This window comes from Chelativorans xinjiangensis (assembly GCF_009812055.1).
GTDB lineage: Bacteria > Pseudomonadota > Alphaproteobacteria > Rhizobiales > Rhizobiaceae > Chelativorans > Chelativorans xinjiangense.
In genome coordinates, this window is record NZ_WQNH01000010.1 from 85,266 (window position 1) to 110,272 (window position 25,007).

The window sequence follows — 25,007 nt, forward strand, 5'->3', positions numbered from 1 at the left end:
GAAGCTTGCGCGGGTGTACTCAGGCTGCGACTGAACCCAGGAGAAAAGCGAATGCCAAAGACCGTCTACGGCGTCCACCCAACCGTGCCGCTGAGCAGCGTGGTGAACGCAGGGGATCTTCTGTTCGTATCGGGTCAGCTGCCATTCGGCGAGGATGGCCGTCTCATCTACGGCGGTATCGTCGAACAAACCCGTCAGGCTATCCTGAATATACAGGCGGCACTGCAGCCTCTCGGGGCGGGTCTTGGCGACATCGTCAAGACCACGGTGTGGCTGACGGACAAGAATGACTTCGCTGGCTTCAACGACGCATATCGGGAGTTTTTTGCCGAAGGGCCGCCGGCACGATCCACCGTTGTTTCGGCGCTTGTGCTGGACGTTCGCGTGGAAATCGAGGCGATTGCCTATTTAAAGCTGGCCTGCCCCAATGAGGTGGTCCGGTTTCAGTCTTAATGCATGATCGGCTTTCCCGCCGTCGCTTGGGCAGATGATGGTGCCGATCCGCTCGGTGTCGCAAGCATGACGATTGCCTGCGGTGCTGGCGGTTTGTATCCGAGCGATGAGTGCGGTCGCTCGGTGTTGTAGTAGCGCCGCCACGTCTCGATGATGACCTTGGCCTCGGCGAGGCTGTAGAAGATCTCGCCGTTGAGCAGTTCGTCGCGAAGCTTTGAATTGAAGCTCTCGCAGTAGCCGTTCTCCCAAGGGCTTCCTGGCTCGATGAACGCGGTTTTCGCGCCGACAGCTGCAATCCACTCCCGCACGGCTTTGGCGATGAACTCCGGCCCGTTGTCCGAACGAACATGGCCAGGCACGCCGCGCAGGACGAACAAATCCGACAGGACGTCGATGACGTCGGTGGAGTTGAGCTTGCGATCGATCCGGATCGCCAGGCACTCCCGGGTGAACTCGTCTATGATGTTGAGCATGCGGAACTTCCTGCCATTGTGGGTCCGGCCTTCGACGAAGTCATAGGACCAGACATGGTTTGGGCGTTCGGGCCGAAGCCGGATGCACGATCCGTCATTCAGCCACAGACGGCCTCTCTTCGGTTGCTTTTGTGGAACCTTCAGCCCCTCCCGCCGCCAGATACGCTCGACACGCTTGGCGTTCACCGTCCAACCCTCGGACCGCAGCATCGCCGTGATCCGGCGATAGCCATAGCGGCCATACCGGGAAGCGAGCCGAATGATGTCAGCGGTCAACGTCTCTTCATCCAGCCGGCCTCCAGGTTTCTTTCGCTAGGTCGAGCGATGCTGGCCGAGAACCTTGCAGGCAAAGCGCTCCGAGACGGAGAACTTCACCATGACATGGTCGACGCAGCGGCGGCGGCGGGCGGGGCTCAGAAGTTTCCCGAGGCAGCCTCTTTGAGGATCAGCTTCTCGAGCGCCAGGTCCGACACCGCCTCGCGCAGCCGGTCGTTCTCTTTCTCAAGCTCCTTGAGACGCTTCACCTGGTCGCCCTTCAGGCCGCCAAACTCCTTGCGCCAGCGATAACAGGTGAACTGCGTCACACCGATCGAACGAACCGCTTCGCCAACCGATCGGCCTTGTGACAGCAGAACATCGACTTGGCGCAGCTTCGCGACGATCTCTTCGGGCTGATGTTTCTTCTGGGGCATTCCAAATCCTCTCTAACGACCAATAGCCTACTTCAGGGAGGACCACTTTTCAGGGGGCAGACCATCTTTACAGACGAACAGATAGTTGCCCGGTCGTGCCAGCCCGGGGGCGGACGGGACGCGTGTAAGCGGAAGTTTAGGAGGTTAAGCCGGTGCGTTATTGGCGATTTTTGACGCAGCCGAGGCGAAAATTTGCTGTGGTTGCGAACGTAGATCCGCTTCAGTTCGCCGGAGGTCGTGACCTCAGCCGGCGAGCCGGGCGATCAGCTTGCCGCTATGAAGCGCGATGATTCTCGGCGCAGTAGCGAGCCGCCATGTTGACGTCGTGCAGCACCAGCACCACGCCGAGCCCTTTGGAATGGCTCAGCCTCTGAAGCAGCGACAGCACCTTCAGCGAAGCGTACTGAATCAGATCCTTGGCCGTCGCACGGCAACCGGTGCGCGCCTGAGAAAGTTCCGGTTCTTAACGCGACAGTCAGGGCTGTCGTGGCGCTTGCATTCCGCCGATCCAGACTGCAGCGATGTTGGACCTCGATGCGGTATAGACGATCTTCTGCAGGACGAGCTCACCACTGTCGAGATCGTCCCACAGGCGGATCATTCCGGTCACTGCGGCAGTGTCAACGGCAATGGCGTCAAAGTGGTAGCCGGGCGCGAACAGTCCGATGGGCAGGCCAAGCGCAACGCCGCCGCCGGTCGTCGCGAGATAGAACGCATGGCGGAAGTCGATGCGCGAAGCGGCACGCAGGCTGCGCCTTTCCGGAGGCAGATCGGGATCGGTGCCGGATTCCAGCATTCGCGACGCCAGGACGGCCGCGCGCATGCTTTCGAACAAGGAACTGCTCGGGCCTCCGGAAATGTCGGTTCCAAGCCCGACATGAATGTTTTTCTCAAGGACCGCCCTCAGCGGGAAGACAGCATTGGCGAAGTAGATGTTGGACAGCGGGCAGTGAGCGACAGCCGCCTTGCGCGCACCGATCGTCTCGATGTCCTCCGTCGTCACGAAGTTTCCGTGAGCAAGAACGCTGTGCCTGCCAAGCAGGCCAAAGCGGGCAAGCGCGGCGGCGTCCGTCACACCATAGCGATGGAGCACATATTCATGCTCCCAATCGCTCTCCGAGCAATGTGTCTGGACGTGACAGCCGCATTCTCTCGCCAGTGCGCCCAAGCCCTCGAGGGCTGCGTCGGTGCAGGAAGGGATGAAGCGCGGGGTGATTACTGGACGAACCAGGCCTTCATGGTTGTCCGGATGGTTTCGGATATATTCGATGAGCGCACCCGTGCCCTCGATTGCTTCGGTCGCCAAGCTGTCACGATAATAGGATGGGCACTGGTCCGGCATTGTCCATCGCCACTTTTCCGATCAGCGCGCGCTGACCCCGTTCGAGGCAGGTGTCGGCGAGAATGCGGGTGGCGTCCTGATGGATCGTTGCGAAATAGACGGCCGTGGTGGTGCCGTTCGCGATGAGGTCGTCGACAAGCAGACGATAGCTGCGCTTCGCAAAGCCAATGTCCGCGTAGCGCGCCTCGAGGGGAAAGGTGTATTTCTGCAGCCAGTCTTCCAGCGGCACGTCGAGCGCCTGGCCGAGCTGCGGATATTGCGGCGCGTGCACATGAAGATCGACCAGGCCGGGCAAAAGGTAGGTGCCCGAGCCAAGCTCAAGCAGCTTCTGCGCTTGGCGATGGGCCTGGACCGTCACGTCGTAGTCCGCATCGCCGGGGCGGCGGACGGAGGCAATCGTTCCATCCTCCCCCACCTCCACCAGCATCCGATCAAGCTCTTCGACCGCCCCAAGCCTGGGCGCATGGAAGCCGTCCGCAAGGATGGCCTTGCCGCGAAGCGTCTTCATGCGGCGGCTTGCGTCGTTCCGTAGACGATGCCTTTTTCCTTGAGCCACCGACGATAGGCAACCGAGGACGTATCGGCGCGGGTGGGAATTTCCGCGCGCGGCTCAAGCGGCAGGAGCACCGGACGCTGATTCTCCAGGATGATGCGGTCCTGCAGGAAAATGAGCTGCTGAAACTGGACCAGCTCGGTGAGAGAGGAGGTTTCGTCGATCAGGAACATGACGGGGTGCGCGCGGCAGCGATCGTGGTCGAGCGGCTGGACGAAAAGGCAGATCGCGTCCCAGCGATTGTCCGAGTTCGGACAGGTCTTGTAGAGCATCACCGTGAAGGGGCTCATGACACGATACATATACTGGGTCATGATCCCGCTGGTTGCCGAAAGCGCTGCCTGCGGCTGGAAGAACTGACAGTTGGTCGCCCAGACCTCGTCCACGTCACGCCGGATTTCGGTCGTGTAGTGCCGCACCTCCGTGTGCGGCTCGGCACCCAGAATATCGGTATGAACGAAGGGGAAATGCGCCATGTCGAGAAAGTTCTCCACGATCCGCAGTCCGGACGCCTTCACCGAAATCGCGCCGCAGACCACCTTCCGCCGGTCTTCCTCGAAAGCTTCTGCAATCTCGGGCAGGTCACGCGAAGGGGCGCCGAGTGTGGTCCAGAGATAGCCGTAGCGCTCGGTAGCGGGGAGAGCGGCCGCCTCCCCTGCCATTTTCACGGTGATTTTGCCGGCCGCCGAGCGCGTGACGGACAAATCGATCCCCAGCAGCCTGTTCATGGTGGTGCCCGCGGGCAAATCCTGCAGGGCTTCGATGCAGTACCATTGATCAAGTGCCGCCTTTTCCGCCGGTGTCATTCTTGCCACTCCTGCCGTTCAGTACCTGTGGAGACGATCCATCGTCTTGCGGTGCCGTGCAAGCGCAGCTTCGACATCGAAGCCGGTGAACGCGCCCTTGGCAATGTTCTCCTTTCCATTGATGAAGGAATATTCGACGCGGAAGGGTCCGCACAGGACGAGCGCCGCCAGGGGATCGCGCTCGGTTCCGGAGAGGCCGAGCTGGTTCAGATTCACCGCGATGAAATCGGCGGACATGCCAGGCGCGAGATAGCCGATGTCGTCGCGGCCGAGCAGCCGAGCACCTCCACGCGTGGCCAGCTCCAGCGCCTCGCGCGCCGAAAGCGCCTTCGGCGTTCCGCCGAAGCCGCCACGGCCGCCGGGGGCCTCGGACAGATATTTGTGAGGCGCCACACGCTGCAGCATCATGGCGAGCCGCGCCTCCATGAACATATTGGAGGTGTCGTTCGAGGCCGAGCCGTCGACGCCGAGTCCGACATTCACCCCCTTGTCCAGCATTTCGCGGATCTTGGCGATTCCTTGGCCGCAACGCATGTTGGCAGAGGGGCAGTGAGCCACCCCAGTGCCCGTCTCGGCAAACCGATCGATTTCAGCCGAGCTCAGAAAAATCGCGTGGGCGAACCAGACATCCGGGCCGAGCCAGCCGACGGATTCGGCAAATTCCACCGGCCGCTTTCCGTAGATTTCTTGGCAGTAGGTCTCCTCGAAGAGCTCCTCGGCCAGATGCGAATGGAGGTGGACGCCGGGATGCGCGCGGGCGATAGCCGCCGCTTCCTGCATCAGGCCGGGTGTCACCGAGAAGGGCGAGCATGGCGCCAGCACGATCCGGCTCATGGAGTGACGGGAATTGTCGTGATAGCGGTGGATCAGCCGCTCGGCATCCTTGAGGATGTCCTCCTCCTTCTCTACGCATCGGTCGGGCGGCAGCCCGCCCTGGCTTTCTCCGCGCGACATGGCGCCGCGCGCCGCGTGGAAGCGCAGACCAATCTCGCGCGCCACCTCGATGGTGGTATCGAGCGTGCAATCGTTCGGCAGAACGTAGAGGTGATCGGAGCTGGTGGTGCATCCCGACTGGATCAGCTCAGCCATGGCGATGCGAGCGGATGCCGCGATCGCCTCGTCATCAAGCTCGGCCCAAACCGGATAGAGCGTCTTCAGCCAGACGAGAAGCTCATCATCCTGCACCATCACCCGGGTGAGGTTCTGGTACATATGATGGTGGGTGTTGACCATGCCGGGCATCACGATATGGCAGGAAAGGTCGAGCGCGCGATCTGCACGGCGCCCGCCCAGCTCATGCGTCGTGCCCACCGCCTCGATCACATTGTCGCGGACGAGCAGCGCCCCGTCCGGAATCTCCCGCCGCCCGTCGTCGAAGGTTGCAAGCAGCGCGATGTTCTTGACGAGAAGCGTCGACATGCCGGCTCCTAGCGCAGGTCGCGATGATAGGGTTCTCCGAGAGAGGCCGGGGCCGCCATCAGCCGCCGCACCTTCTGCCAGGCGAGCACCGGGACGATGATGAGCGCAATGGTGCCAAGGTAAGGCATCATCGAGAGGACGGCGGCGCCGACCGGCCATCCGCGCGCTTGGCCGACGAAGCCCAGCGCGGTGACGAAGCCGAAAAACAGCGCGGAAAGCACCACCGGAATGGGGCGGTAGCCAGCGAAGATCACCAAAGCGACTGCGATCCACCCGCGCCCGGCCACCACGCCGTCGGACCAGGAGGGTACGAAGGCGAGCGTGAGATAGGCGCCCGCTCCGGCGGAGAGCGCCGATCCCGCTACGACATAGGCGAAGCGGATGAGGCCGACCGGGATGCCGGCCGAGTCGGCCGCGGCCGGATTTTCGCCGACCGCACGCAGGTTGAGCCCGTGGCGGGTACGGAACATCAGATAGTGAAGCGCCACCGGCAGGACGATGTAAATCAGGTAGACGAGGATGTTCTGCGAGAACAACGCTGGGCCAAGGACGGGAATTTTGCTCAGAAGCGGGATTTCAACGCGTTCGAAGACAGCCGGAGACGGCATGCCGGAATAGCCGCGGCCGACCGTGGCGGAAAGGCCGGTACCGATCAGCGTCAAAGCGAGCCCGCAAAGCACCTGGTTGGCGCGCAGGAATACGGTGGCGCTTGCGAAGGCAATGCCCAACGCGGCACCTACGGCCAGTGACGCCAGGAAGCCAAACGCGGGCGACGGCACGGCGGTCACCGCCGCGACGCCGGTCACCGCGCCCATCGCCATCAGGCCCTCGACCCCGAGATTGACGACGCCCACGCGCTCAGCAAGCACCTCGCCAAGCGCGGCGAACGCCAGAACGCCGCCCGCCAGGAACGCGGTGGCAAGCAGGCTCGTGAGAAGGTCCATGGCGGTCAAACCTTTCCGCGCACGATACGATAATGGGAGACCTCGTCGCCGACAGCGGTCAGAAACAGGATTAGCCCCGTGATGGCGAGGACAGTGGCCGAGGTCAGCCCTTGCGTCTGGAGCACGATGCCCGCATTGAGGATGACGGCCATGAACGCCGCCGAAGCGATGACGCCCAGGCAGGAATTGCGCGCCAGCACCGCGACCATGATGCCGAGATAGCCGAAATTGTTGGAGATGCCGCCTTGCAGGCGGTGGACCGTGCCAGCGATCTCCAGCATGCCCCCGATCCCAGCGATCATACCCGACAGAAGCATGACCGTAACCAAATGTCGGCGCACCGGCATCCCGGCATAGCGGGCGGCCTTCGCGTTCGAGCCGGCAAACCGAACCTCGTATCCCCATCGGGAGTAGGCAAGAAGTGCCGCAAAGCCAAGCGCCATGAGAACGCCTGCGGGCAGCCCCCAGTGCACGAGGCCCCAGAACTCCGGTATTTCGGCTGGAATGCGTGCGGTCGCGGAATTCGAGACGCCCCCGCGCTCGCGCCATGGGCCGGTCGCCACGTAGTAGACGAGCAGCGCCGCGACGAAATTGAGAAGAAGCGTTGTGATCAGCTCGTTAACCCCGGCATAGGCGCGGGCCAAAGTCGGCACCAGGATCCAGAACATCCCCCCGACCGCTCCAGCAACGAACATGAGAGGCAGGATCAAGGCCGCCGATCCGGGCAGGAAGAGGCCGACGGCGGCGGCGGCGAACGCGCCGATGTAGAACTGGCCTTCCGCGCCGATATTCCACACCCCGATCTGCTGTCCGACCGCTACGGACAATCCGGTTAGCAGAAGCGGAATGAGGAGAAGGCCGAGATCCTCCAGGCCGAAGGTCGAGCCGAAGGTCGCCCTGATTACCTGCGCCGCAAGGGCGAACGGATTTTGGCCGGCCAGGACGAGCGCCACTGCCGCCACCCCGAGCGCCAGCAGGACGGCGGCGATCCGCGCCCCAAGTGCCGCGCCGGTGCCCGCCGAAGGCAGGCGCTGAAGACGCCACTCGACCATCACGCCGCCACCATCGCCCGCTGCCGCCCCCCCATCAGGAGACCGATCTCGTCCATATCGATGTCGCGGTTCTCGACCACTCCCATGATCTTTCCCTCGTAGAGCACGGCTATGCGGTCTGAGAGGCTGATGAGTTCCTCGAGATCTTCCGAGATGAATATGATGCCGGCTCCCTGATCGCGCAGTTCCGCGATGTATTTCAGCATTATGTTGATCGCCCCGACATCGAGGCCTCTGCTGGGATAGGCCGCCACCAGCGCCTTGCGGGCGATCCGCATCTCCCGGCGCGCAACGAGCCGCTGCTGATTGCCGCCCGAAAGATTGCGGATGGGCATCGAGAAATCCGGAACGGTGACGCTTGCCGCCTTGGCGATTTCCAAGGACAGGCGGTAAGCGGCATCGGGCCTGTAGAGACCCCCTTGAGAAACAGGCGGCTTCCCATACTCACGAAGCACCGCGTTTTGCGTTATGCTGAGGGCTGGCGCCAAGCCGCTCGCCAGCCGGTCCTCCGGTATATGGCCGATGCCCAACGCTGCGAACCGTGCCGGATCAAATCGTTCCACCGGCGTTCCGTCGATGAGGATCCGGCCGGAAGACGGCGCCAGAAGGCCGGCCAGAACATGGCTCAGCTCGCGCTGGCCGTTGCCAGCCACACCGGCGATGCCGAGGATTTCGCCTCCGTGGACCCCAAGGGTGATGTTTGAAAGCGTGGTCGACCCGTCGTTGGCCATGGCCGACACGCCTTCGAGCCGGAGCACCGGCTCGGCGGTTACGGGCGCTGCACCTTTCGGCCGCCGGCGCATATCGGAAAGGACGATGTCGCGGCCGACCATCAGCCTTGCGAGCATGCGCGGGTTGCAGTCGGCCGCCCGCTCGGTCGCGACCCTGCGCCCGCCGCGCAAGATGGTGATCCGGTCGGAAATCTCCAGCACCTCCTCCAGCTTGTGGCTGATGAAGATGACGGAGTTGCCCCCGTCGCGGAACGCATGCAGCGCCTTGAACAACTCGCGTGCCTCGGCCGGCGTCAGCACGGCCGTCGGCTCATCAAGTATCAGCGCGCGCGCCTTGCGGGCCAGCACCCGCAATATCTCCACCCGCTGCTGCTCGCCCGTCGAAAGCTCGGACACGAAAGCATCGGGCCGGACCGGCAGATTGAAACTCCGCGCCAGCTCCGCCGTCCGTGCCTCGAGCTTGCGGGTCGAGGCGCGCCAGGGCGTTTCCTGCCAGCCGAGATGGATATTTTCGGCCACGGTGAAGGCCTGCACCAGCTTGAAGTGCTGATGCACCATGCCGATGCCCGCCGCGATGGCGTCAAGAGGCGACGAAAAATCCACGCGGTAGCCGTCGATGATGATCTCTCCGGCGTCGGCCCGGTAGATGCCGGTGAGGATGTTCATGAGCGTCGACTTGCCGGCGCCGTTCTCGCCGAGCAGCGCATGGATCTCCCCGGGCATGACCTCCAGGTCGACATCCTCGTTGGCGACAACTCCGGGAAAATATTTGGCGATACCCTTGAGAAGGACCAGCGGCGGGGTTCCGGGGGCAGCGCGCGAGTTCTTGGAGAGGTCATTCATGGCAGAACCGGACATTGCGGGCATCGAGGGAGAAGCGGGGGAGGAAGCAGGCAGAGGGCGAGCGCTGCCTGCCCCTCCCCGTTGTCACCCCGCGACCTTCAACCGCTGAGCCCGCTGACGCCCTCGATCGACCAATCCCAGGTGTAGAGATCGAGCTCGGTCATCTGCTTGCCGGCCTCCACGCGCGTCGCGCCCGACGCGTCCTTGATCTCGCCAACGAAAGGCGACCAGCCGTCCAGCATTTTCTGGCGAACCGCATCGGCGGCATCGCCCACCTCCTTCGGCACGTTCTGGCCCCACACATCGCGGTCGACGCCGCCGGCGAGCGGCAGGATGTGCTCTCCCGGCACCCAGGTGCCGGCAAGCCGCTTGCCCACCTGGTCTACATAGAAATCCTTGAAGTCGATGATGATCGACGAGACGTAGGCATTGGGCCCATAGCGGCGGATGTCGGTGTTCCACATAGCCGCCCACACGCCACGTTTCTCGGCGACCTGAAGGTAGCCCGCCTCATCCATGATGCCGAAGAGGAAGTCGCATCCATTGTCGATGAGCGCGGTGCCGGCCTGCGTCGCGGCCTGCGGGTCGAACCAGGAATTGATGACGATGGTCTGCAGGGTCGCGTCCGGATTGACCGAGCGCGCACCCATGAGGAAGGAGTTCGTGCTGCAGAATACCGACGGCACTGGAAAGGAGGCGACGTAGCCGAGCTTGCCCGTCTTGCTCAGATGCCCGGCGGCCACGCCGACGATATAGGTCGGGTACCAATGGGCAAGATAATACCAGCCCAGATTGTCCATGATCGCGTGGCCGTCGCATTCCATGAAGGCGACGTCCGGCGCACGGCGGACGACCTCATGAAGGAAGTCGCCGGTCGAAGAGGTGTCGAAGATCATGTTGGCGCCTTCGCTCACGAACTGGCGGTATGTTCGCGTCGCATCAGCCGAATAGGGGACGTTCTCCACCTCGTGGATCTTCTTCAGCTTCGGATAGGCTTCCTGCACGGCGAGCAGACCCTGATGGTGGCTCCAGGTCCAGCCCTCGTCAGTGATCGGGCCGACATGGCCGAAGCCGATGACGGCGTCCTCCTCCGCGATCGGGGCCAGTGGCTCTGCCGCGTATGCCGGACGCAACAAACCCTTCGGCATCACGAGCGATGCGGCTCCTATGGCTCCCATGTTGAGGAGCCCCCGGCGGGATAGTCTTTTCAGGTCAATCATGATTCCCCTCATCGATCTTATGCTCTTGCGGCCAGCGGGCCCTGCCAGGCATTGGCTTCATCAACCCGATGCAACCCGCATGCCAAGCGGTGCGGCACTGTTCGATTGGCCATCGAATGCGAATATCCGCGCTCTCGTGACGTCCGCTTGCCCGTGGAAGTGCATTCGAACTCATGCAATCCCGCCCCGTCCGGCCTAGGCTGCGAAGAATTTCGGACAAGGGGCGTTGCGCATAGGGGCTAATTCCGGATGCGGCCGTTGCTTTTCCAGCAACACTTGACGCCTGGATTTTGTCAGGACTAGATAGGCAGTGCACATGAAATAGACTAATCCCAATATTGCCTATTTTTAATGCAGGCGCCTAAAATAAAAACAGACGGGGACAGCGATGGCACGGCAGATTGGGTATCCGGCGGAAGGGGAATCTCCAGGCAGGATCATGGCCGCCTGCGAAGCGCTTGCTCGATAGGTCGCAACGCGTGGTCGCAAAAGCGCATCTGGTCTTTGAGGGCAGACTGCAAGCGGAAGCCTTCATCGAGTTCGCGCAGCACAGGGCCGACCGCCTCGACCTTGAACTTGCAATCGATGCAGCCAGCGACGATGCGGTAAGTCTCGTGGTGAGCGGCCAACCGGACCTGGTTGATGCCTTCGAAATGGCATGCAGTCTCGGCCCTTATGAATGCATCGTCTTGGATGTGCTGCGCAGGCATGCAGCCTGAACGCCGATTCCGGAGAAAGACATGGAAGAAAGGAACGATTGGCACCCGGTGGCGCTCTCGACGTCGATCAAGCCGGCGACCTCGGCGGGGACGCGGCTCTTCGATGAGGAACTGGTCGTCTGGCGCGATACGGGCGAGGCCACGCATATATGGGAGGATCGCTGTCCGCATCGCGGCATGAAGCTGAGCTTCGGCTTCGTGCGGGGTGACCACATCGCGTGCCTCTACCACGGCTGGCAGTATGATGCTGCAGGCCAGTGCCGCTACATCCCGGCGCATCCGGACATCAAAGTACCGCCCGCCATCAAGGTAAAGACCTATGGCGCGGCCGAGCAGGACGGAATGATCTGGGCGGCGCTCGGCCCCGATCTTCCGCCGCTCCCCTCAAGATCCGCCACCGAAACCCTGCCTGTGCGCAGCCTCTATCTCCGTGGCGGCACGGGCCGGGCCTTGAACCTGCTGCGGGACCACCCGCCGCGGTCCTTCACGCAGGAGGCGGGGCCGGCGCAGATCGAGCCGGTAAGCCCTACGCTCTTCCGAATCCGTGCCGGCACCGACGCATTGTTGATCGGCGTACAGGCTTTGTCGGGATCCCGCACCGCACTCCATATCGTCATCGCCGGGCCTGCTGCCGCTTATCAGGGAGCAGGACAGCTGCATTTTCTGCGCTGGGCAAACGCGCTGCGCCACGATGCGGAAACCGTGCAGGTGGAACCGGCTGCGACTGCGCTTGGGGAGGCGGTGTAATGCCCGCGCTGGCGCTCTATAATTACGAGCTCGATGATGCCTGCTACAAAGTGCGGTTGGCGCTTTCCATCCTCAGCGTCGAGTACGAGGCAATCGCCGTCGATGCCTTCCCAGGCAAAGAGCAGACAAAGCCGCCCCTGCTGGACCTCAATCCCCTCGGCCGCCTGCCAATTCTCAGGGACGGCGACGTGGTTCTCCACGGAGCCGAAGCCATTCTGGCGCACCTGGCGCGCGCCTATGACGGTTCGGGAAAATGGCTGCCGGCGGAAGCTGCGGCGTTTGCATCCGTCATGCAATGGCTCCAGTTCGCCGCAAGCGACTTGTCGGTCGCGCGGGAGGCCAGAGAACAGGCCCTGTTCGATGCCCCCGGCGACGGGACGGCCCTCAGCACCGAAGCGGCCCGCATGCTGCGCATCATGGACGATCACATGACTGCCCGCAGCTTCGCAGGAGCAAGCTGGTTCGCAGCACCCCATGCGACGATCGCCGACATTGCGCTCTTTCCTGCTTTCGCGCTTAGCCGCGACTTCGGCGTCGACCATGACGAATATCCGGCACTACGCAACTGGGCTAGGTATGTCCGGCAGCTTCCCGGGTTCACAACCATGCCTGGCATTCCCGACTATCATTGAGGCCGCCATGACCGCGCTTGCCAGCTCTTTCCAGCAGATCAACTCCAGCGCTGACACTGCCTGAGCGGGCCCGATGGACCCGTATCGCCTCGGCCTGGTCTCCCCGCGGATACACTACTTCCAGCTCGTAGTGCGCCTGGGGTCGATCCGGCAGGCTGCGGAGGCGCTGAACGCTGCTCCCTCGTCCGTCAGCCGTATCCTGCGAGCCCTTGAGGAGGAGCTCGGAATGCCGCTCTTCGAGCGCGTACGTCAGCGCCTGAAGCTGACGAGCGCGGGGGAGCTCCTGCTGTATCATGCTCGTGTCAGCACGGGCGAGTTGAGCCGCGCCTGGTCGGAAATCAGCGAGCTGCAAGGTCTGCGGCGCGGCACGGTTTCGGTGGCTGTGATCGAAAGCGTCGCGCGGGGTCTCATGCCCGCGGCGCTCCAGTCGTTCTGGTCGCGGTACCCCCACATCACGGTCAACGTACATGTGGCGGGATCGCAGGCCTGCTGCGATGCGGTGGCCGACGGGGACTGCGACCTCGCCATGGCCTTCGACCCGCGCGTGCCGCGCCATGTGCGCAAGATGGCGACGGTGAGCCTTCCACTCGGCGTGCTTACCCGCCCCGACGGTCGCCTTGCCGGCCGGAAGGAGTTGAAACTGTCGGATATCGTCGGCGAGCACCTCATCCTCTCCGATTCTAGCCTGACGCTCGGGCACATGGTGGACGAGGCCATCAATAGGCTGCAGGTCGACCTCGCCATGCGCTCGCACACCAATTCCATCGGCCTCATGGTCGACATGGCGAAGATGGATCTTGGGACGGTGCTGCAGACGCGGGTGGGGATCGAGCAGGAAATCGCTGCCGGGACCCTCCACTTCGTGCCTTTGCGCGACCCGAAGCTCAGCCCGCGCCGCCTAATGCTGCTTTCGCGCTCCGAGAAGGAAATGTCGGATGCGGCGCTCGCCTTCGCCACTCTCCTCGCGCATTCGATGGAGCGGCTGGCGCGGTGAAAGATGTTGCGTTCTACGCAATCACCCGATCGAGAATCATCGTCTATTGCGAACACCCTGCGTCTGCGACGTTCTCCGCGACTGGAGGTCGATGATGAAGCAAAGTGCAGTCGAAGCCGTCATTCGCGGCTTGAAGAAGGCCGGCGTGAGCATTGTGTGTTACCTGCCGGATTCATTGTTCAAGGAGCTCTATCCGGCGCTCGACGCGGACCCCGACATCCGCACCATCCGCGTCACCAACGAGGGGGAAGGTGCGGCGATCTGCGGCGGCGTATTCCTGTCCGGCAAGCGGGCCGCGCTTGTCATGGAAAATTCAGGCCTGCGCGCCGCGGTCGAGCCGCTGGCGCGAATGGGCCTGGGGGCCGGAATCCCTGTCGTGATGCTGATGAGCTATCGCGGCGAGCTGGGCGAGAACAATTGGTGGGCCATTCCCCACGGCATCACCATGGAACCGGTGCTCAACGCACTTCGCATCCCCTATCAGGTCATACGCGAAGAAGAGAAGATCGAGCGCGCGATTGCGGATGCCTATTCCTGGTCGTATTCGGCCTATTATCACTCGGGAGTGGCCCTGGGCGGCGAGGTGGTGCGATGAAGCGCTTCGATTGCATGAAGGCTCTGGCCGCCCGCCTCAAGGACGAGCTCGTCATCCTCTCGCTCGGCGGCAGCGTGGACGAGTGGTACAACGCCGCTCCGCATATGCGGGAGGCGGGCCTTTTCCAACAGCAATTGGGGTGCGTGACCCCGCAGGCCTTCGGCCTTGCTGCCGGCCTTCCGCACCGCCGAATCGTCTCGCTCGATACCGATGGCGGCCTGCTCTTCAATCTCGGAATCCTGGCCACGCTCGGCAACGAGCAGCCGAAGAACCTTTTCGTCGTCGTCTGGGACAACGAGTGCTACCAGTCCATCGGCGGTCCGCCGACGCACACGGCGACCGGCCGTGTCGACCTCGCCGCCATAGCCCGCGGCGCGGGCGTCGAGCATGCTCACATAGCCACAACGGTTGAAGAGTTCGACGCGCTTTGCGCGAAAGGTCTTTCCATGGAAGGCCCATTCATCATCGTTGCGAAGGTCGCGGGCACCGTGCAGCCGGACATCAAGCGAAAGCATAGCGATGGCCGCGAGGACAAGTACATCTTCGTGCGCCATGTGGAGGCGACCGAAGGCATCGTGATCATGGGCCCGAGCGAGCACAACTAGCGATGCCGACCGCCACGCCGACAATCCCGCGAAGGTCGCCGAAAAGAGGCTACGACTTCATTGTCATCGGTAGCGGTTCGGGCGGCGCGGCGGTCACCCGACGGCTGGTCGATGCGGGGGCGGACGTGCTCCTTCTGGAGGCCGGCACCGCCGGTATCGGTATTGCTGAGCTGGACGACCCCGCGGGTTGGGTGCCGCTCGGTCGCGGCGCTTACGACTGGGGATATGACTATGCGCCCACGGATCATGTGATGGGCCGCACGATCGGCATTCCCAGAGGGCGAGTCCTCGGAGGATCGTCCTCGATCAACGCCATGATGTGGTATCGCGGCCATGCCGCCGACTACGACGCCTGGGAGGAAGCCGGCGCGAGGGGCTGGGGCTTTGCCGACGTGCTCCCCTATTTCAAGCGCTGCGAGGACTGGGAAGGCGGCGAAAGTGAATGGCGCGGTGCGGGTGGTCCGTTGCGAATCGAACGAAGCCCAGACCCGCACGCAATCGCACTGGCGCTGATCGAAAGCGCCGCGGAGCTGGGCATCGCCCGCATCGATGATCCGAACGGAGCGCAAAATGAAGGCGCCGCTCTATCCAACTTCAATATCTGCTCGGGCAAGCGCTGGAGCTCGGCGCGAGGCTATCTCTGGCCGGTGCTGAATGCAGAGAATCTGGCGATCATGACAGAAGCTGAGGCACAGAGCCTCAGGTTCGAAGCCAATCGCTGCAAAGCGGTCCGGTACGTTCGCGCGGGCATTGCCGTGGAGGCGGAGGCGGCGCAAGGCATCATCCTCGCGCTCGGTGCCATCGACACGCCGCGGCTCCTCATAATGTCTGGAATTGGCGAGCCGGGCGACCTCAGACGGATTGGCATTTCGGTCAAGGCCGCCCTCCCCGGGGTCGGCCGGAATCTGCAGGATCATCCGCTGGTGCGCGCGATCAATTTTCGCGCCCAACGACCGCTTGGGCCGGTGCGGGACAATGGAGGCGGTTCGATGGTGAACTGGAAGTCGCATCCCTCCCTTGCCCAGCCCAATCTGCACGCATTTCCCGTGCAAGGCCGCAGCGCCACACCCGAGCTTGCCGGGCAGTACGATCTTTCAGCCGATGGGTTCGCCATCGGCGTTGGATTGATGCGCTCCAGAAGCCGCGGCTACCTCCGCCTGCTCGATGCAGGACCGGGAGCACCGATGGAGATCCAACCGAATTTCCTGGCTGAACCCGCCGACCTCCAGGACCTGGTCGATGCAGTCAGTTTCGTGATGGAGCTGGCGCACACGTCAGCCTTCAGGGATTGGTTCGCCGGCTTCGCCGCCCCAGGCGGAAAACTCGATCGCAGGCAGGCGATCGCGTTCATCCGCTCTGCGTGCTCCACCTTCTTCCACACTTGCGGCACCTGCCGCATAGGGGAGGACGAAGGCGCTGTGGTCGACAGCCGCCTGGCCATACGCGGAATTGAAGGGCTGCATGTGGCCGATGCCTCCGTGATCCCCGTCATCCCGAGCTGCAACACCCATGCCCCCGCCACCATGATCGGCGAGCGCGCCGCAGACTTCCTGCTTCAGGCGGCCTGAACCCGCATGCCCCCCGTGACCAAGCGAAAGGCACCACGACCATGACGGCGACGACGATGATCCTGGCGGGCGACTACCTCCTCACCATGGACGCGGCCAACCGCGTCGTCACCGATGGCGCAGTCCTGATAAGGGAAGGCGCCATCGCCGCGGTCGGTGGACTGGCGACGCTCACGGCGGCAAACCCGTCCGTGCCGGTCAAGAAGATCGGAAACAGCGTCCTCATGCCGGGCCTCGTCAACGCCCACGCCCATTCCGGCTTTCTGCGCGGAACGGCGGAGCATCTTCCCGTCTGGGACTGGCTGACGCGGCACATCAACCCCATGCACCGCGTGCTGCAACCGTACGAAGCCGAAGCCGCGTCATGGCTCTGCTATGCGGAATCGCTGCTTTCGGGCACCACCACCGTCGTCGATATGTGGCGGTTCATGGAAGGAAGCGCAGGTGTGGCGGAGGCAATCGGCAGCCGCCTCGTCGCCGTACCCTATGTGGGCGAGCATCCCGACTACAATTACTTCGACACGCTCGACATGAACGAGATGCTGCTTGAGACGTGGCACCGAAAGGCCGGCGGACGCATCAATGTTTGGGTCGGGTTGGAGCATCTCTTCTATGCCGATGAGAGCGGGCAGCATCGCGCCATCGAACTGGCGAGGAGATTCGATACCGGCTTTCACACCCATTGCAGCGAAGCCGAGATCGAACTCGCCGAATTCCGGAAGCGCTACGGCAAGCGCCCCATGTTCGCGCTAGATGAGCTCGGCTTTTTTGACACGCCGCGCACCATGATCGCCCATGCGGTCTGGCTCGACGGCTCCGAGATCGAGCTGATTGCTGGCCGGCGCGTGTCAGTCGCCCACAACCCCGTCAGTAACATGAAGCTTGCAAGCGGCATCGCGCCCATCGGCGAAATGCTGCGTGCCGGCGTGCCCGTCGGCATCGGCACTGACGGGGAGAAGGAGAACAACAATTTCGACATGTTCGAGGAGATGAAGGTCGCCTCGCTCCTTGGCAAGCTGAGGGACCTCGATGCGTCAGCCATGGACAGCTGGCAAGTGCTGCGCTTGGCCACCATCACAGGTGCTCAGGCTGTCGGCCTGGAACGGGAAATCGGCTCCATCGAGCCGGGCAAGCGCGCCGACATCATCGCCGTGCGCACCGACACGCCGCGCATGACACCGCTCTTTGGCGAGGGCGAATGGTTCAACCTCCACCACAATCTCGTCCATGCGGTGCGCGGCGGCGACGTGGCCATGACCATGGTGGACGGACAGATCCTCGTCGAAGATGGACAGCTCAGGACCGCCGACCTGAAGGACATCATCGCCAATATCCGCGCCTTGGTGCCTGGCCTCTTCGGCCGGCGCGCGGCCTATCTGGCCGAAAATGCGGAAGGAACGAAGCAATGGACCAAGCAGGCGTGATGCACAACAAGGAGTCCTGACCGATGGCGAAAACGACGGATCGTATCGCCCTCGACCAATGGTATGCGGTGGAGACCAGCGCCGACCTGGGCACCGCGACAATCCGCACGCGCCTCCTCGGCCAGGACATCCTGCTACATCGAAGCAATGCCGGCGAACCGGTGATCCGCGAGGAACACGATCGCACCCCCGGGCCACGCCTGCCATGGCGAGAGCGGTACGGCTGCGTTTGGACGACCCTCGGCGAGTCCAACGGCGAAATCTTCGACATCATCGAGGCTGCTGAGGACGACCGCCGCTTCGTGCCTTGCGGCTGGGTGAAGATGCGCGCATCCGGCCTGCGGGTGGTCGAGAACTTCCTCGACATGGCGCACTTTCCCTTCGTGCACACCGATATCCTCGGCTCCGAGCCCCACACGGAAGTGCCCGCCTATCTGAGCGAGATCCGCCGCGACGTCGACGAGGTTTGGGCCACGAACTGCACCTTCTTCCAGCCCCGCATCGCCGCCACCGAAAGCGAGGGCGCATTCGTCCATCTCACCTATCGGGTGCCAAGTCCGTTTGTCGTGATGCTCTATCGCGTCTGCCCCAGCGCTCCCGAACGACTCGACGCGATCGCCCTTTTCATCCAGCCCATGGAGGAAGATCTCTGCCGGGCGCAACCGGTAATGTACCTAGTCGATCAATTCTCCACCCATACGGACTTGCTCAAGTTCGAGCAAATCATCTTCCTGCAGGATCGCATCATCGTAGAAAATCAGCGGCCGCTTCTCCTGCCGCTGGAGCCGCGGCGCGAAATTCCAACACGGGCCGATACCTCCTCCGTCGCCTATCGACGCTGGCTCAAGGAAAAGGGCTTGCGGTTCGGCACGACCGCCGGTACGGGCTGATGAGCATCGAGGTGCTCCATCCGAGATCCGCCGAGGAGGCGCTGGCGCTCACCGCCGGGCCTCCTTCCGCCTTCATTGCGGGCGGAACGGCGCTCCATCTGCAATGGGAGCGGGACCCGAAGGCAAAGCCGGCGCGGCTGATCAACCTTGCGCGGCTCGACGGAATGCGGGAGGTCGAATGCGGGCCGGATGAAATCCGCATCGGCGCGATGGCAACTTTGGGCGCGCTCACGCGGCACGCGGTGCTGACGGAATCCTTGCCGCTGCTGGCGGCAGCCATCCGCTCCACTGCCGGTCCCGCCGTGCGCAATCTCGCCACGATCGGCGGCAATATCGCCGGACGTACGGGCTGTCTCCTGCCAGCTCTCCTTGCTCTCGATGCAAGCCTGGACCTTATCGAGCCTCGTGGACCGAGGTGGGTCCCTCTTGCTGGTTGGCTGGCCGGCACCTTCAGCGAAACCGCGTTGATCAGCGGCGTGATCATCCCGCGCAACGGGCAGCCGACACGCTGGGCACATCGCAAGATTGGCCTCAGGGCAACCTTTGCTCCGAGCCTGATTGGCGTGGCCGGGATCCTCGATGTCGAGGGCGGCCGCATTGTCTCCGCGCGCCTTGCCGTCGGCGGTGGACCAGTTCCGCCAACCAGGCTACTCGCAGCGGAAAGTATGATAGCGGGCGGCGAAATCACGCAACTGGACTGGTCATCGCTCCATGCGGCCATCCGGGAGGAGGTTGTAGCGCCGGATGACAAGGTCCGCTCCGGCCGGTACCGGCGCTTGGTCGCAGCGAATGCGCTTGTCCATGGCCTTGGCGGCACCCTGCCCTGCCGCCACGCATCGCGGACTAGAGCCCTCGGCAAGTATGCAAAGCGCACTCCGCCTGCGCTGAACAGACACAGTGCCGGCCAGCGCTGGCACGTCCGCCCGGATGGGCCCGCCAAGATCGCGGGAAGCTTCCCCTATTTGACCGATTGCCTCGAGCCGGACATGCTCGTGGGTCGGATCCTGCGGGCCGGTATTCCGCATGCCCGCATCCTTGTGATCGACACGAGCGAGGCCGAGGCGATTCCCGGTGTCGTCGCGGTCGTGACCCATCGCGACGTTCCCGGCCGGAACGCGTTCGGCATCGTGGTGCAGGACCAGCCGGCCTTCTGCTTCGACAAGATCCGCTATGTCGGCGATGCGGTAGCGGCAGTGGCAGCGATCGACGAGAAAACGGCCGAGAAGGCGCTGTCCCTGATCCGCGTCGATTACGAGCCCCTGCCCGCCGTCTGCGATCCCGAGAAAGCACTGGTGGGGACCGCTTCGCTCGTTCACGCATCCGGCAACCTCCAGCGCCAAGTCACGCTTTCGCGCGGCGATGTGGAGAAAGCCTTCGCCGGCGCGGCCCATGTGACGGAGGCCACCTATGTGACGTCGCGCCAGATGCACGGCTTTATGGAAACCGAAGGCGGCTATGCCTTCGTCGCGGACGACGGAACACTGACGGTCGCCGCCGGCGGCCAGCACGGCAGGCGTGACCGGCTGCAACTTTCGCGAATTCTCGACATGCCGGAAGAGCGCATCCGGGTGATCAGCAGCCCGACGGGCGGTGCGTTCGGCGGCAAGGACGAGCTGACCGTGCAGCCCGCGCTTGCGCTGCTGGCACTGAAGACCGGGCGCAAGGTGCGCCTCAAGCTCAGCCGCGCCGAATCCGTGGTCGCCGGCGTCAAGCGCAATCCTATGACGATCCGCATACGCACCGCCTGCGACCGTGACGGAATGCTGATTGCCAACGAGGTCGATGTGATCGCGGATGCCGGCGCCTACGCATCGCTCGGCCCCGGCGTTCTGGAAACCGCGCTCGAACATGCCTGCGGCCCCTACATCGTGCCCCATGTGCGCACGCAGGGCCGCCTTGCCTACACCAACAACGGCACATGCGGCGCCTTCCGCGGCTTCGGCGCGAACCAGATGACCTATGCCGTCGAGTGCCAGATGGATCGATTGGCCGCGATGGCGGGCCTCGATCCCGTCACGATCCGCCAGCGCAACATGCGCCGGCCGCAAACGCCCGGATATCTCGGTCAGAAGGTTGCTCCCACGGAGCGTCTTTCAGCAATGCTGGAGGCGGCGGAAGCAGACCCCATCTGGGGTCTGCCGCAAGGCCCATCGCCGGATGGATCGGAAATCGTCGGCATCGGCATGGCCATGAACTATCAAGGCAACGGGCTCGGCACGCTGCCGCCCGACCCAGGCGGCGGAGCGCTTCGCCTGGCGTCCGACGGGGCCATCGAAGCGCTTTTCGGCACGGACGAAATCGGCCAGGGGCTGCTGACGGCGATCCAATCGGCTGTCGCCCAGGAGATCGGCTGCAGCCGCGACGATGTTCGCCCGGTGACCGGCGATACGGGCAGCACACCTGAATCGGGATCGACGACGGCATCGCGCGGAACCTATATTGTCTGGAGGGTGGCGAGGGATACAGCGCCCGATTTCACACAGAAACTCCTTGCTGCCGCATCCGGCGTGCTGCGGCGTGCTTCGCCGGAGCTTGCCATTGCACCGGGAGGCATCGTCGAGCGCGGATCGAACAGCGGCGAGCTTCTGATGAGTTTCCGTCAACTTGCCGAAGCGCTGCCGGCGGAAGAACTGCCCTGTTCCGCGACGAGCTTCCAGTTCCCCAAGTCCGACCACTTCCAGAGCAATGCACGATTCATCTTCGCCTTCGGAGCCACTTTGGCCCGCGTTGCGGTGAGCCGCATCACCGGCCAGACCCGCGTGCTCGACCTGCATCAGCACACGGCGGCTGGCCCGATGCTCGATATTGCGGCTTATCTCGGCCAGATCGAAGGCGGCAGTGTGCAAGGGCTCGGCTACACGCTCAGCGAAGACGCCGCCATGCGCGGCGGGCACTATCTGACCTGCAATCTCGACACCTATGCCATGCCCAGCATCGCCGATGCCCCCCAATCCATGCTGGTCACCGCGCTGGAAGAATTGGACGCAGGCGATCCATTCGGCCCCCGCGGCGTGGGCGAGCTGGGTATCGGCGCGGTAACAGCGGCCATCGCCAATGCTGTGGCCGACGCGATTGGCTACTGGCCGGAGCAAATCCCGTTCGACCCTGAGCAAATCCTCGAAGCCATGGGAGCAGGCCCATGAGCATATCCCCCGGCGGAATGATGACGTTCACGATCAACGGAGTACGCCTTGAAGTTGAAGCGCCGCCTGAAACGAGCCTCATCGACATATTGCGGGAAAAGCTTGGGCTCACCGCGGCGAAAGAAGCTTGCGGTATCGGCCGCTGCGGCGCCTGCAACGTTCTCATGAACGGCAACCTCGTCAATGCTTGCCTGTTGAGCGCCTGGCAGGCCGAAGGCGCAGAGATCGTCTCACTCGAGGGACTTGACGCGTTTCCTGAAACCAGACTGCTGCGCACGGCACTGGCCGAGGAAAACGCCTTTCAGTGCGGCTATTGCGCCCCGGGCTTCACCATGGCGCTGACAGCTCTTTTTCGCGAGCATCCAGAGGCTTGCGTGAATGACATCCGTGCGGCGCTCGAAGGCAATATCTGCCGTTGCACCGGCTATCACTCGATCATTCGCGGGGCGCTTGCTGCCTCCAAGGCTCTGGCCGCGTCAGCCTCATCCGGAGACATCGATGGCGATCATCATCCGCAACAGTGAACCCGCCTACGCGGGCACCAGGTCGCTTCTGGCCAGCTCTCCCTGTCGCCACCTGATCGGCGGGCGCTGGGTGGACGCTTCGGACGGGGCAACCTTCGAAACGCATGATCCGGCGAGCGGCCGGCTCCTCGCACGGCTCGCGTGCGGCACGGAAGACGATGCTGACCGAGCCGTGGAGGCGGCTCGCGCCGCCTTACGGAACGAGAGCTGGCGAGAGATGACGCCCTCGGCCCGCGGAAAACTGCTTTGGCGCATCGCTGAACTGATCGACACCTATGCGGACGAGTTGGCGGAGCTGGAAACCCTTGATCAAGGCAAGCCCTTCAAGACGGGACGCCTGGGCGAAATTCCAGCAGCCGCGGAGCAGTTCCGCTACTTCGCGGGCTTTGCAACGAAGATACTCGGCTCCACCATTCCCACCTCCATTGCCCACCAGCCGGCAGGCAGGAAGATCTTCTCCTATACCACGCGGGAGCCGGTGGGCGTGGTGGCAGCGATCGTGTCCTGGAACTCCCCTCTTCTCATGGCTGCGATGAAGCTCGCCCCGGCGCTCACGGCGGGTTGCACGGTGGTGCTGAAGCCGGCCGAGGAGACATCCCTTACGGCACTTCGGCTCGGTGAGTTTCTGATCGAGGCCGGAGTTCCAGACGGCGTGGTGAATATCATCATGGGCTATGGCGAGACGGTCGGCGCTGCGCTTGTCGCTCACTCCGACGTGGACAAGGTGGCATTTACGGGCTCGACTGAAGTGGGCAAACTCATCGTTGCCGCAGCTCAAGGCAATCTCAAGAAACTTACCCTCGAGCTCGGCGGAAAATCGCCCGCAATCGTCCTGCCCGACGCGGAGATGGGCATTGCCGTGCCTGGGATCGCGAGGGGGATTTTCGCCAATACCGGGCAGGTCTGCGTTGCCGGCTCGCGCGTCTATGCGCATCGTTCTCTCCACGAGGCGCTCCTCGACGGACTTGCCCGCGAAGCCGCTCGCCTGCGGCTTGGTCATGGCCTTGACCCTGAAGCGGATCTCGGCCCTCTCGTCAGCCGCGCCCAGGCCGAACGTGTGGCTGGCTATGTTTCAGAAGGCATATCCGAAGGCGCCGAGCTGATCGCCGGCGGCCAAGGGTCGGGCGAACTTGGAGCGTTCTTTGAGCCCACGGTGGTGGCGCGCGTGAGTCCCGGCATGCGCATGATGCGTGAAGAGATCTTCGGCCCCGTTGTGGCCGTCACCCCTTTCGACGACGTCGAGGAAGCGCTCGCCTACGCGAACGATTCCCCCTACGGGCTCGCAGCCAGCATCTGGACGCGCGATTTGAGCTCCGCCCACCGCCTGTCCGCACGGATCTGCTCCGGCACCGTCTGGATCAATTGTCATTCCTATTTTTCGCCGGAGTTGCCCAAGGGCGGACACAAGCAATCTGGCTGGGGCTACGAAAACGGACCGCAGGGGCTCGAAAATTATCTCGAGACAAAGACGATTTGCGTAATGATCTAGGCGTGTCTGATGGCCATGCAGGATGCGAGTTGCTCATAGATCAACAATCCAACCGCCGACGGACGGAAAAAATGGATCAAGTAATTTCTGAAAACGCTTCGAAAGCACTTACCGTCATCGATGTTTCAGAGCCTGACCTGAAAAGAATGGAGTGATATCAGTAGGTTGTGATTCCGTCGGATTTGCAAAGATTCGATGGAGGACACGATGCCTAAGAGCCTGACCTGAAAAGAATGGAGTGATATCAGTAGGTTGTGATTCCGTCGGATTTGCAAAGATTCGATGGAGGACACGATGCCTTGGACCGATATCACCCGGCGAGACTATGCCCGCGAGGCGGCGCGCTACGCAAGCGATCTGCGCGAGGAGGAATGGGCGCTGATTGCGCCGCTATTGCCTGGAGCGAAGCCGGTCGGACGGCCGCGAGCGGCAAACCTGCGCGAGGTGGTGAACGCGATCCTCTACATGGCCTCTACCGGCTGCCAGTGGCGCATGCTGCCGAAGGACTTTCCGCCGTTCACCACGGTGCAGAACTACTTCTACGCCTGGCGCGACATGGGCGTGCTTCGCGCCATCAACAACACACTCGTCATGGCGGCCCGGGAGCGGGAGGGACGGGAGGCAAGCCCGTCGGCTGGCGTCATCGATAGCCAGAGCGTCAAGACCACCGAAAGCGGCGGCGTCCGGGGCTTCGACGCCGGCAAGAAGATCAACGGCCGCAAGCGCCACATCGTGACCGATACCGGCGGGCTCTTGGTCGGCCTCATCGTCCACAGCGCAGCTGTCCAGGATCGTGATGGCGCCGCACAGGTGCTGAAGTCCATCGTGAAACGCTGGCCGTGGCTGCGCCATGTCTTTGCCGACGGCGGCTATGCGGGCCCGAAGCTGAAGGGCGCGCTGAAAAGGATCGGCCGTTTTGCACTGGAGATCGTCAAGCGAACGGACAAGGCAAAGGGCTTCGAGGTGCTGCCGCGTAGATGGGTCGTGGAAAGGACCTTCGCGTGGCTGGGCCGCTGCCGCCGACTGGCCAGGGACTTCGAGAAAACGATCGCATCGGCCGAAGCCTGGGTTCTCATCGCCAGCATCCGCATGCTCACGCGGCGGCTCGCAAGACCATGAAATCCAACCGATCTTTATGATTCAGGCACT

The 25,007-nt window shown here is 63.3% G+C and carries 22 protein-coding genes and 2 pseudogenes; 14 read left to right on the forward strand and 10 right to left on the reverse strand.

The genetic code is table 11. The features are described 5' to 3' along the window. Nucleotides 1-51 precede the first annotated feature (51 nt). Nucleotides 52-453, forward strand: coding sequence for a RidA family protein (locus tag GM910_RS09525; RefSeq protein WP_159587284.1), 402 nt, complete (start codon nucleotides 52-54; stop codon nucleotides 451-453). Here GM910_RS09525 and GM910_RS09530 read toward each other — a convergent pair. From GM910_RS09530 to GM910_RS09570, 10 genes and pseudogenes are all read right to left on the reverse strand, one after another. Then, nucleotides 450-1,618, reverse strand: a pseudogene (locus GM910_RS09530) (IS3 family transposase). The gene GM910_RS09525 and the pseudogene GM910_RS09530 sit on opposite strands and share 4 nt — an antisense overlap. Nucleotides 1,619-1,827: 209 nt before the next feature. Continuing rightward, nucleotides 1,828-2,012 (reverse strand): annotated as a pseudogene (locus GM910_RS27805) (Fe3+-hydroxamate ABC transporter ATP-binding protein FhuC); the annotation flags it as partial. Between the two features lie 81 nt (nucleotides 2,013-2,093). Further along, nucleotides 2,094-2,960, reverse strand: coding sequence for an amidohydrolase family protein (locus tag GM910_RS09540; RefSeq protein WP_281354880.1), 867 nt, complete (start codon nucleotides 2,958-2,960; stop codon nucleotides 2,094-2,096). Then, nucleotides 2,929-3,468: an amidohydrolase family protein gene (locus tag GM910_RS27610; RefSeq protein WP_281354881.1), complete on the reverse strand. Its 540-nt coding sequence runs from the start codon at nucleotides 3,466-3,468 to the stop codon at nucleotides 2,929-2,931. The genes GM910_RS09540 and GM910_RS27610 overlap by 32 nt, the downstream gene beginning before the upstream one ends. Then, on the reverse strand, nucleotides 3,465-4,319 hold the full coding sequence (locus GM910_RS09545; RefSeq protein ID WP_159587285.1) for an aromatic ring-hydroxylating oxygenase subunit alpha: 855 nt from the start codon (nucleotides 4,317-4,319) through the stop codon (nucleotides 3,465-3,467). Before GM910_RS09545 ends, GM910_RS27610 begins: the two co-directional genes overlap by 4 nt. Nucleotides 4,320-4,337: 18 nt before the next feature. Beyond that, entirely contained in the window at nucleotides 4,338-5,738 is a 1,401-nt protein-coding gene (locus GM910_RS09550) for an 8-oxoguanine deaminase (protein WP_159587286.1), read from the reverse strand. Between the two features lie 8 nt (nucleotides 5,739-5,746). Then, nucleotides 5,747-6,682 carry an ABC transporter permease gene (locus GM910_RS09555; protein ID WP_159587287.1) on the reverse strand — a complete coding sequence of 312 codons (936 nt, stop codon included), beginning with the start codon at nucleotides 6,680-6,682 and terminating at the stop codon, nucleotides 5,747-5,749. A gap of 5 nt (nucleotides 6,683-6,687) precedes the next feature. Next, nucleotides 6,688-7,734: an ABC transporter permease gene (locus tag GM910_RS09560; protein WP_159587288.1), complete on the reverse strand. Its 1,047-nt coding sequence runs from the start codon at nucleotides 7,732-7,734 to the stop codon at nucleotides 6,688-6,690. Beyond that, nucleotides 7,734-9,323 carry an ABC transporter ATP-binding protein gene (locus GM910_RS09565; protein ID WP_246225935.1) on the reverse strand — a complete coding sequence of 530 codons (1,590 nt, stop codon included), beginning with the start codon at nucleotides 9,321-9,323 and terminating at the stop codon, nucleotides 7,734-7,736. Before GM910_RS09565 ends, GM910_RS09560 begins: the two co-directional genes overlap by 1 nt. 83 nt (nucleotides 9,324-9,406) lie before the next feature. Continuing rightward, a complete protein-coding gene (locus GM910_RS09570) occupies nucleotides 9,407-10,528 on the reverse strand; it encodes a BMP family ABC transporter substrate-binding protein (protein WP_159587289.1) in 1,122 nt (373 codons plus the stop codon). A 479-nt stretch (nucleotides 10,529-11,007) separates the two neighbouring features. Here GM910_RS09570 and GM910_RS09575 point away from each other — a divergent pair, with 479 nt between their 5' ends. From GM910_RS09575 to GM910_RS09635, 13 genes are all read left to right on the forward strand, one after another. After that, on the forward strand, nucleotides 11,008-11,247 hold the full coding sequence (locus tag GM910_RS09575) for a hypothetical protein (RefSeq protein ID WP_246225937.1): 240 nt from the start codon (nucleotides 11,008-11,010) through the stop codon (nucleotides 11,245-11,247). Between the two features lie 21 nt (nucleotides 11,248-11,268). Beyond that, nucleotides 11,269-11,994: a Rieske (2Fe-2S) protein gene (locus tag GM910_RS09580; protein ID WP_159587290.1), complete on the forward strand. Its 726-nt coding sequence runs from the start codon at nucleotides 11,269-11,271 to the stop codon at nucleotides 11,992-11,994. Then, on the forward strand, nucleotides 11,994-12,626 hold the full coding sequence (locus tag GM910_RS09585; RefSeq protein WP_159587291.1) for a glutathione S-transferase family protein: 633 nt from the start codon (nucleotides 11,994-11,996) through the stop codon (nucleotides 12,624-12,626). Before GM910_RS09580 ends, GM910_RS09585 begins: the two co-directional genes overlap by 1 nt. Nucleotides 12,627-12,699: 73 nt before the next feature. After that, the gene (locus GM910_RS09590) at nucleotides 12,700-13,620 is read left to right on the forward strand and encodes a LysR family transcriptional regulator (RefSeq protein ID WP_159587292.1); all 921 of its coding nucleotides are present in this window, start codon (nucleotides 12,700-12,702) and stop codon (nucleotides 13,618-13,620) included. A 94-nt stretch (nucleotides 13,621-13,714) separates the two neighbouring features. Further along, nucleotides 13,715-14,215 (forward strand): thiamine pyrophosphate-binding protein, encoded by a 501-nt coding sequence (locus tag GM910_RS09595; RefSeq protein ID WP_159587293.1) that lies wholly within the window; start codon nucleotides 13,715-13,717, stop codon nucleotides 14,213-14,215. Beyond that, nucleotides 14,212-14,820 carry a thiamine pyrophosphate-dependent enzyme gene (locus GM910_RS09600; protein WP_159587294.1) on the forward strand — a complete coding sequence of 203 codons (609 nt, stop codon included), beginning with the start codon at nucleotides 14,212-14,214 and terminating at the stop codon, nucleotides 14,818-14,820. The genes GM910_RS09595 and GM910_RS09600 overlap by 4 nt, the downstream gene beginning before the upstream one ends. A gap of 2 nt (nucleotides 14,821-14,822) precedes the next feature. Next, nucleotides 14,823-16,388 (forward strand): GMC family oxidoreductase, encoded by a 1,566-nt coding sequence (locus GM910_RS09605; protein ID WP_159587295.1) that lies wholly within the window; start codon nucleotides 14,823-14,825, stop codon nucleotides 16,386-16,388. Between the two features lie 41 nt (nucleotides 16,389-16,429). Further along, the gene (locus GM910_RS09610; RefSeq protein ID WP_201285451.1) at nucleotides 16,430-17,812 is read left to right on the forward strand and encodes an amidohydrolase family protein; all 1,383 of its coding nucleotides are present in this window, start codon (nucleotides 16,430-16,432) and stop codon (nucleotides 17,810-17,812) included. 23 nt (nucleotides 17,813-17,835) lie between these two features. Beyond that, the gene (locus GM910_RS09615; protein ID WP_159587296.1) at nucleotides 17,836-18,702 is read left to right on the forward strand and encodes an aromatic ring-hydroxylating dioxygenase subunit alpha; all 867 of its coding nucleotides are present in this window, start codon (nucleotides 17,836-17,838) and stop codon (nucleotides 18,700-18,702) included. After that, on the forward strand, nucleotides 18,702-21,845 hold the full coding sequence (locus GM910_RS09620) for a molybdopterin cofactor-binding domain-containing protein (protein WP_159587297.1): 3,144 nt from the start codon (nucleotides 18,702-18,704) through the stop codon (nucleotides 21,843-21,845). The genes GM910_RS09615 and GM910_RS09620 overlap by 1 nt, the downstream gene beginning before the upstream one ends. Continuing rightward, nucleotides 21,842-22,369, forward strand: coding sequence for a (2Fe-2S)-binding protein (locus GM910_RS09625; protein WP_246225939.1), 528 nt, complete (start codon nucleotides 21,842-21,844; stop codon nucleotides 22,367-22,369). Before GM910_RS09620 ends, GM910_RS09625 begins: the two co-directional genes overlap by 4 nt. After that, nucleotides 22,344-23,858, forward strand: a complete 1,515-nt coding sequence (locus GM910_RS09630) for an aldehyde dehydrogenase family protein (RefSeq protein WP_159587298.1) — start codon at nucleotides 22,344-22,346, stop codon at nucleotides 23,856-23,858. The genes GM910_RS09625 and GM910_RS09630 overlap by 26 nt, the downstream gene beginning before the upstream one ends. Nucleotides 23,859-24,152: 294 nt before the next feature. Further along, a complete protein-coding gene (locus GM910_RS09635; RefSeq protein WP_159587299.1) occupies nucleotides 24,153-24,977 on the forward strand; it encodes an IS5 family transposase in 825 nt (274 codons plus the stop codon). Nucleotides 24,978-25,007: the final 30 nt, after the last annotated feature.

Coding starts and splice junctions, on each gene's coding strand:
- GM910_RS09525 (WP_159587284.1), top strand. CDS start 52: ATGCCAAAGACCGTCTACGGCGTCCACCCAACCGTGCCGCTGAGCAGC.
- GM910_RS09540 (WP_281354880.1), bottom strand. CDS start 2,960: ATGCCGGACCAGTGCCCATCCTATTATCGTGACAGCTTGGCGACCGAA.
- GM910_RS27610 (WP_281354881.1), bottom strand. CDS start 3,468: ATGAAGACGCTTCGCGGCAAGGCCATCCTTGCGGACGGCTTCCATGCG.
- GM910_RS09545 (WP_159587285.1), bottom strand. CDS start 4,319: ATGACACCGGCGGAAAAGGCGGCACTTGATCAATGGTACTGCATCGAA.
- GM910_RS09550 (WP_159587286.1), bottom strand. CDS start 5,738: ATGTCGACGCTTCTCGTCAAGAACATCGCGCTGCTTGCAACCTTCGAC.
- GM910_RS09555 (WP_159587287.1), bottom strand. CDS start 6,682: ATGGACCTTCTCACGAGCCTGCTTGCCACCGCGTTCCTGGCGGGCGGC.
- GM910_RS09560 (WP_159587288.1), bottom strand. CDS start 7,734: ATGGTCGAGTGGCGTCTTCAGCGCCTGCCTTCGGCGGGCACCGGCGCG.
- GM910_RS09565 (WP_246225935.1), bottom strand. CDS start 9,323: ATGTCCGGTTCTGCCATGAATGACCTCTCCAAGAACTCGCGCGCTGCC.
- GM910_RS09570 (WP_159587289.1), bottom strand. CDS start 10,528: ATGATTGACCTGAAAAGACTATCCCGCCGGGGGCTCCTCAACATGGGA.
- GM910_RS09580 (WP_159587290.1), top strand. CDS start 11,269: ATGGAAGAAAGGAACGATTGGCACCCGGTGGCGCTCTCGACGTCGATC.
- GM910_RS09585 (WP_159587291.1), top strand. CDS start 11,994: ATGCCCGCGCTGGCGCTCTATAATTACGAGCTCGATGATGCCTGCTAC.
- GM910_RS09590 (WP_159587292.1), top strand. CDS start 12,700: ATGGACCCGTATCGCCTCGGCCTGGTCTCCCCGCGGATACACTACTTC.
- GM910_RS09595 (WP_159587293.1), top strand. CDS start 13,715: ATGAAGCAAAGTGCAGTCGAAGCCGTCATTCGCGGCTTGAAGAAGGCC.
- GM910_RS09600 (WP_159587294.1), top strand. CDS start 14,212: ATGAAGCGCTTCGATTGCATGAAGGCTCTGGCCGCCCGCCTCAAGGAC.
- GM910_RS09605 (WP_159587295.1), top strand. CDS start 14,823: ATGCCGACCGCCACGCCGACAATCCCGCGAAGGTCGCCGAAAAGAGGC.
- GM910_RS09610 (WP_201285451.1), top strand. CDS start 16,430: ATGACGGCGACGACGATGATCCTGGCGGGCGACTACCTCCTCACCATG.
- GM910_RS09615 (WP_159587296.1), top strand. CDS start 17,836: ATGGCGAAAACGACGGATCGTATCGCCCTCGACCAATGGTATGCGGTG.
- GM910_RS09620 (WP_159587297.1), top strand. CDS start 18,702: ATGAGCATCGAGGTGCTCCATCCGAGATCCGCCGAGGAGGCGCTGGCG.
- GM910_RS09625 (WP_246225939.1), top strand. CDS start 21,842: ATGAGCATATCCCCCGGCGGAATGATGACGTTCACGATCAACGGAGTA.
- GM910_RS09630 (WP_159587298.1), top strand. CDS start 22,344: ATGGCGATCATCATCCGCAACAGTGAACCCGCCTACGCGGGCACCAGG.
- GM910_RS09635 (WP_159587299.1), top strand. CDS start 24,153: ATGCCTTGGACCGATATCACCCGGCGAGACTATGCCCGCGAGGCGGCG.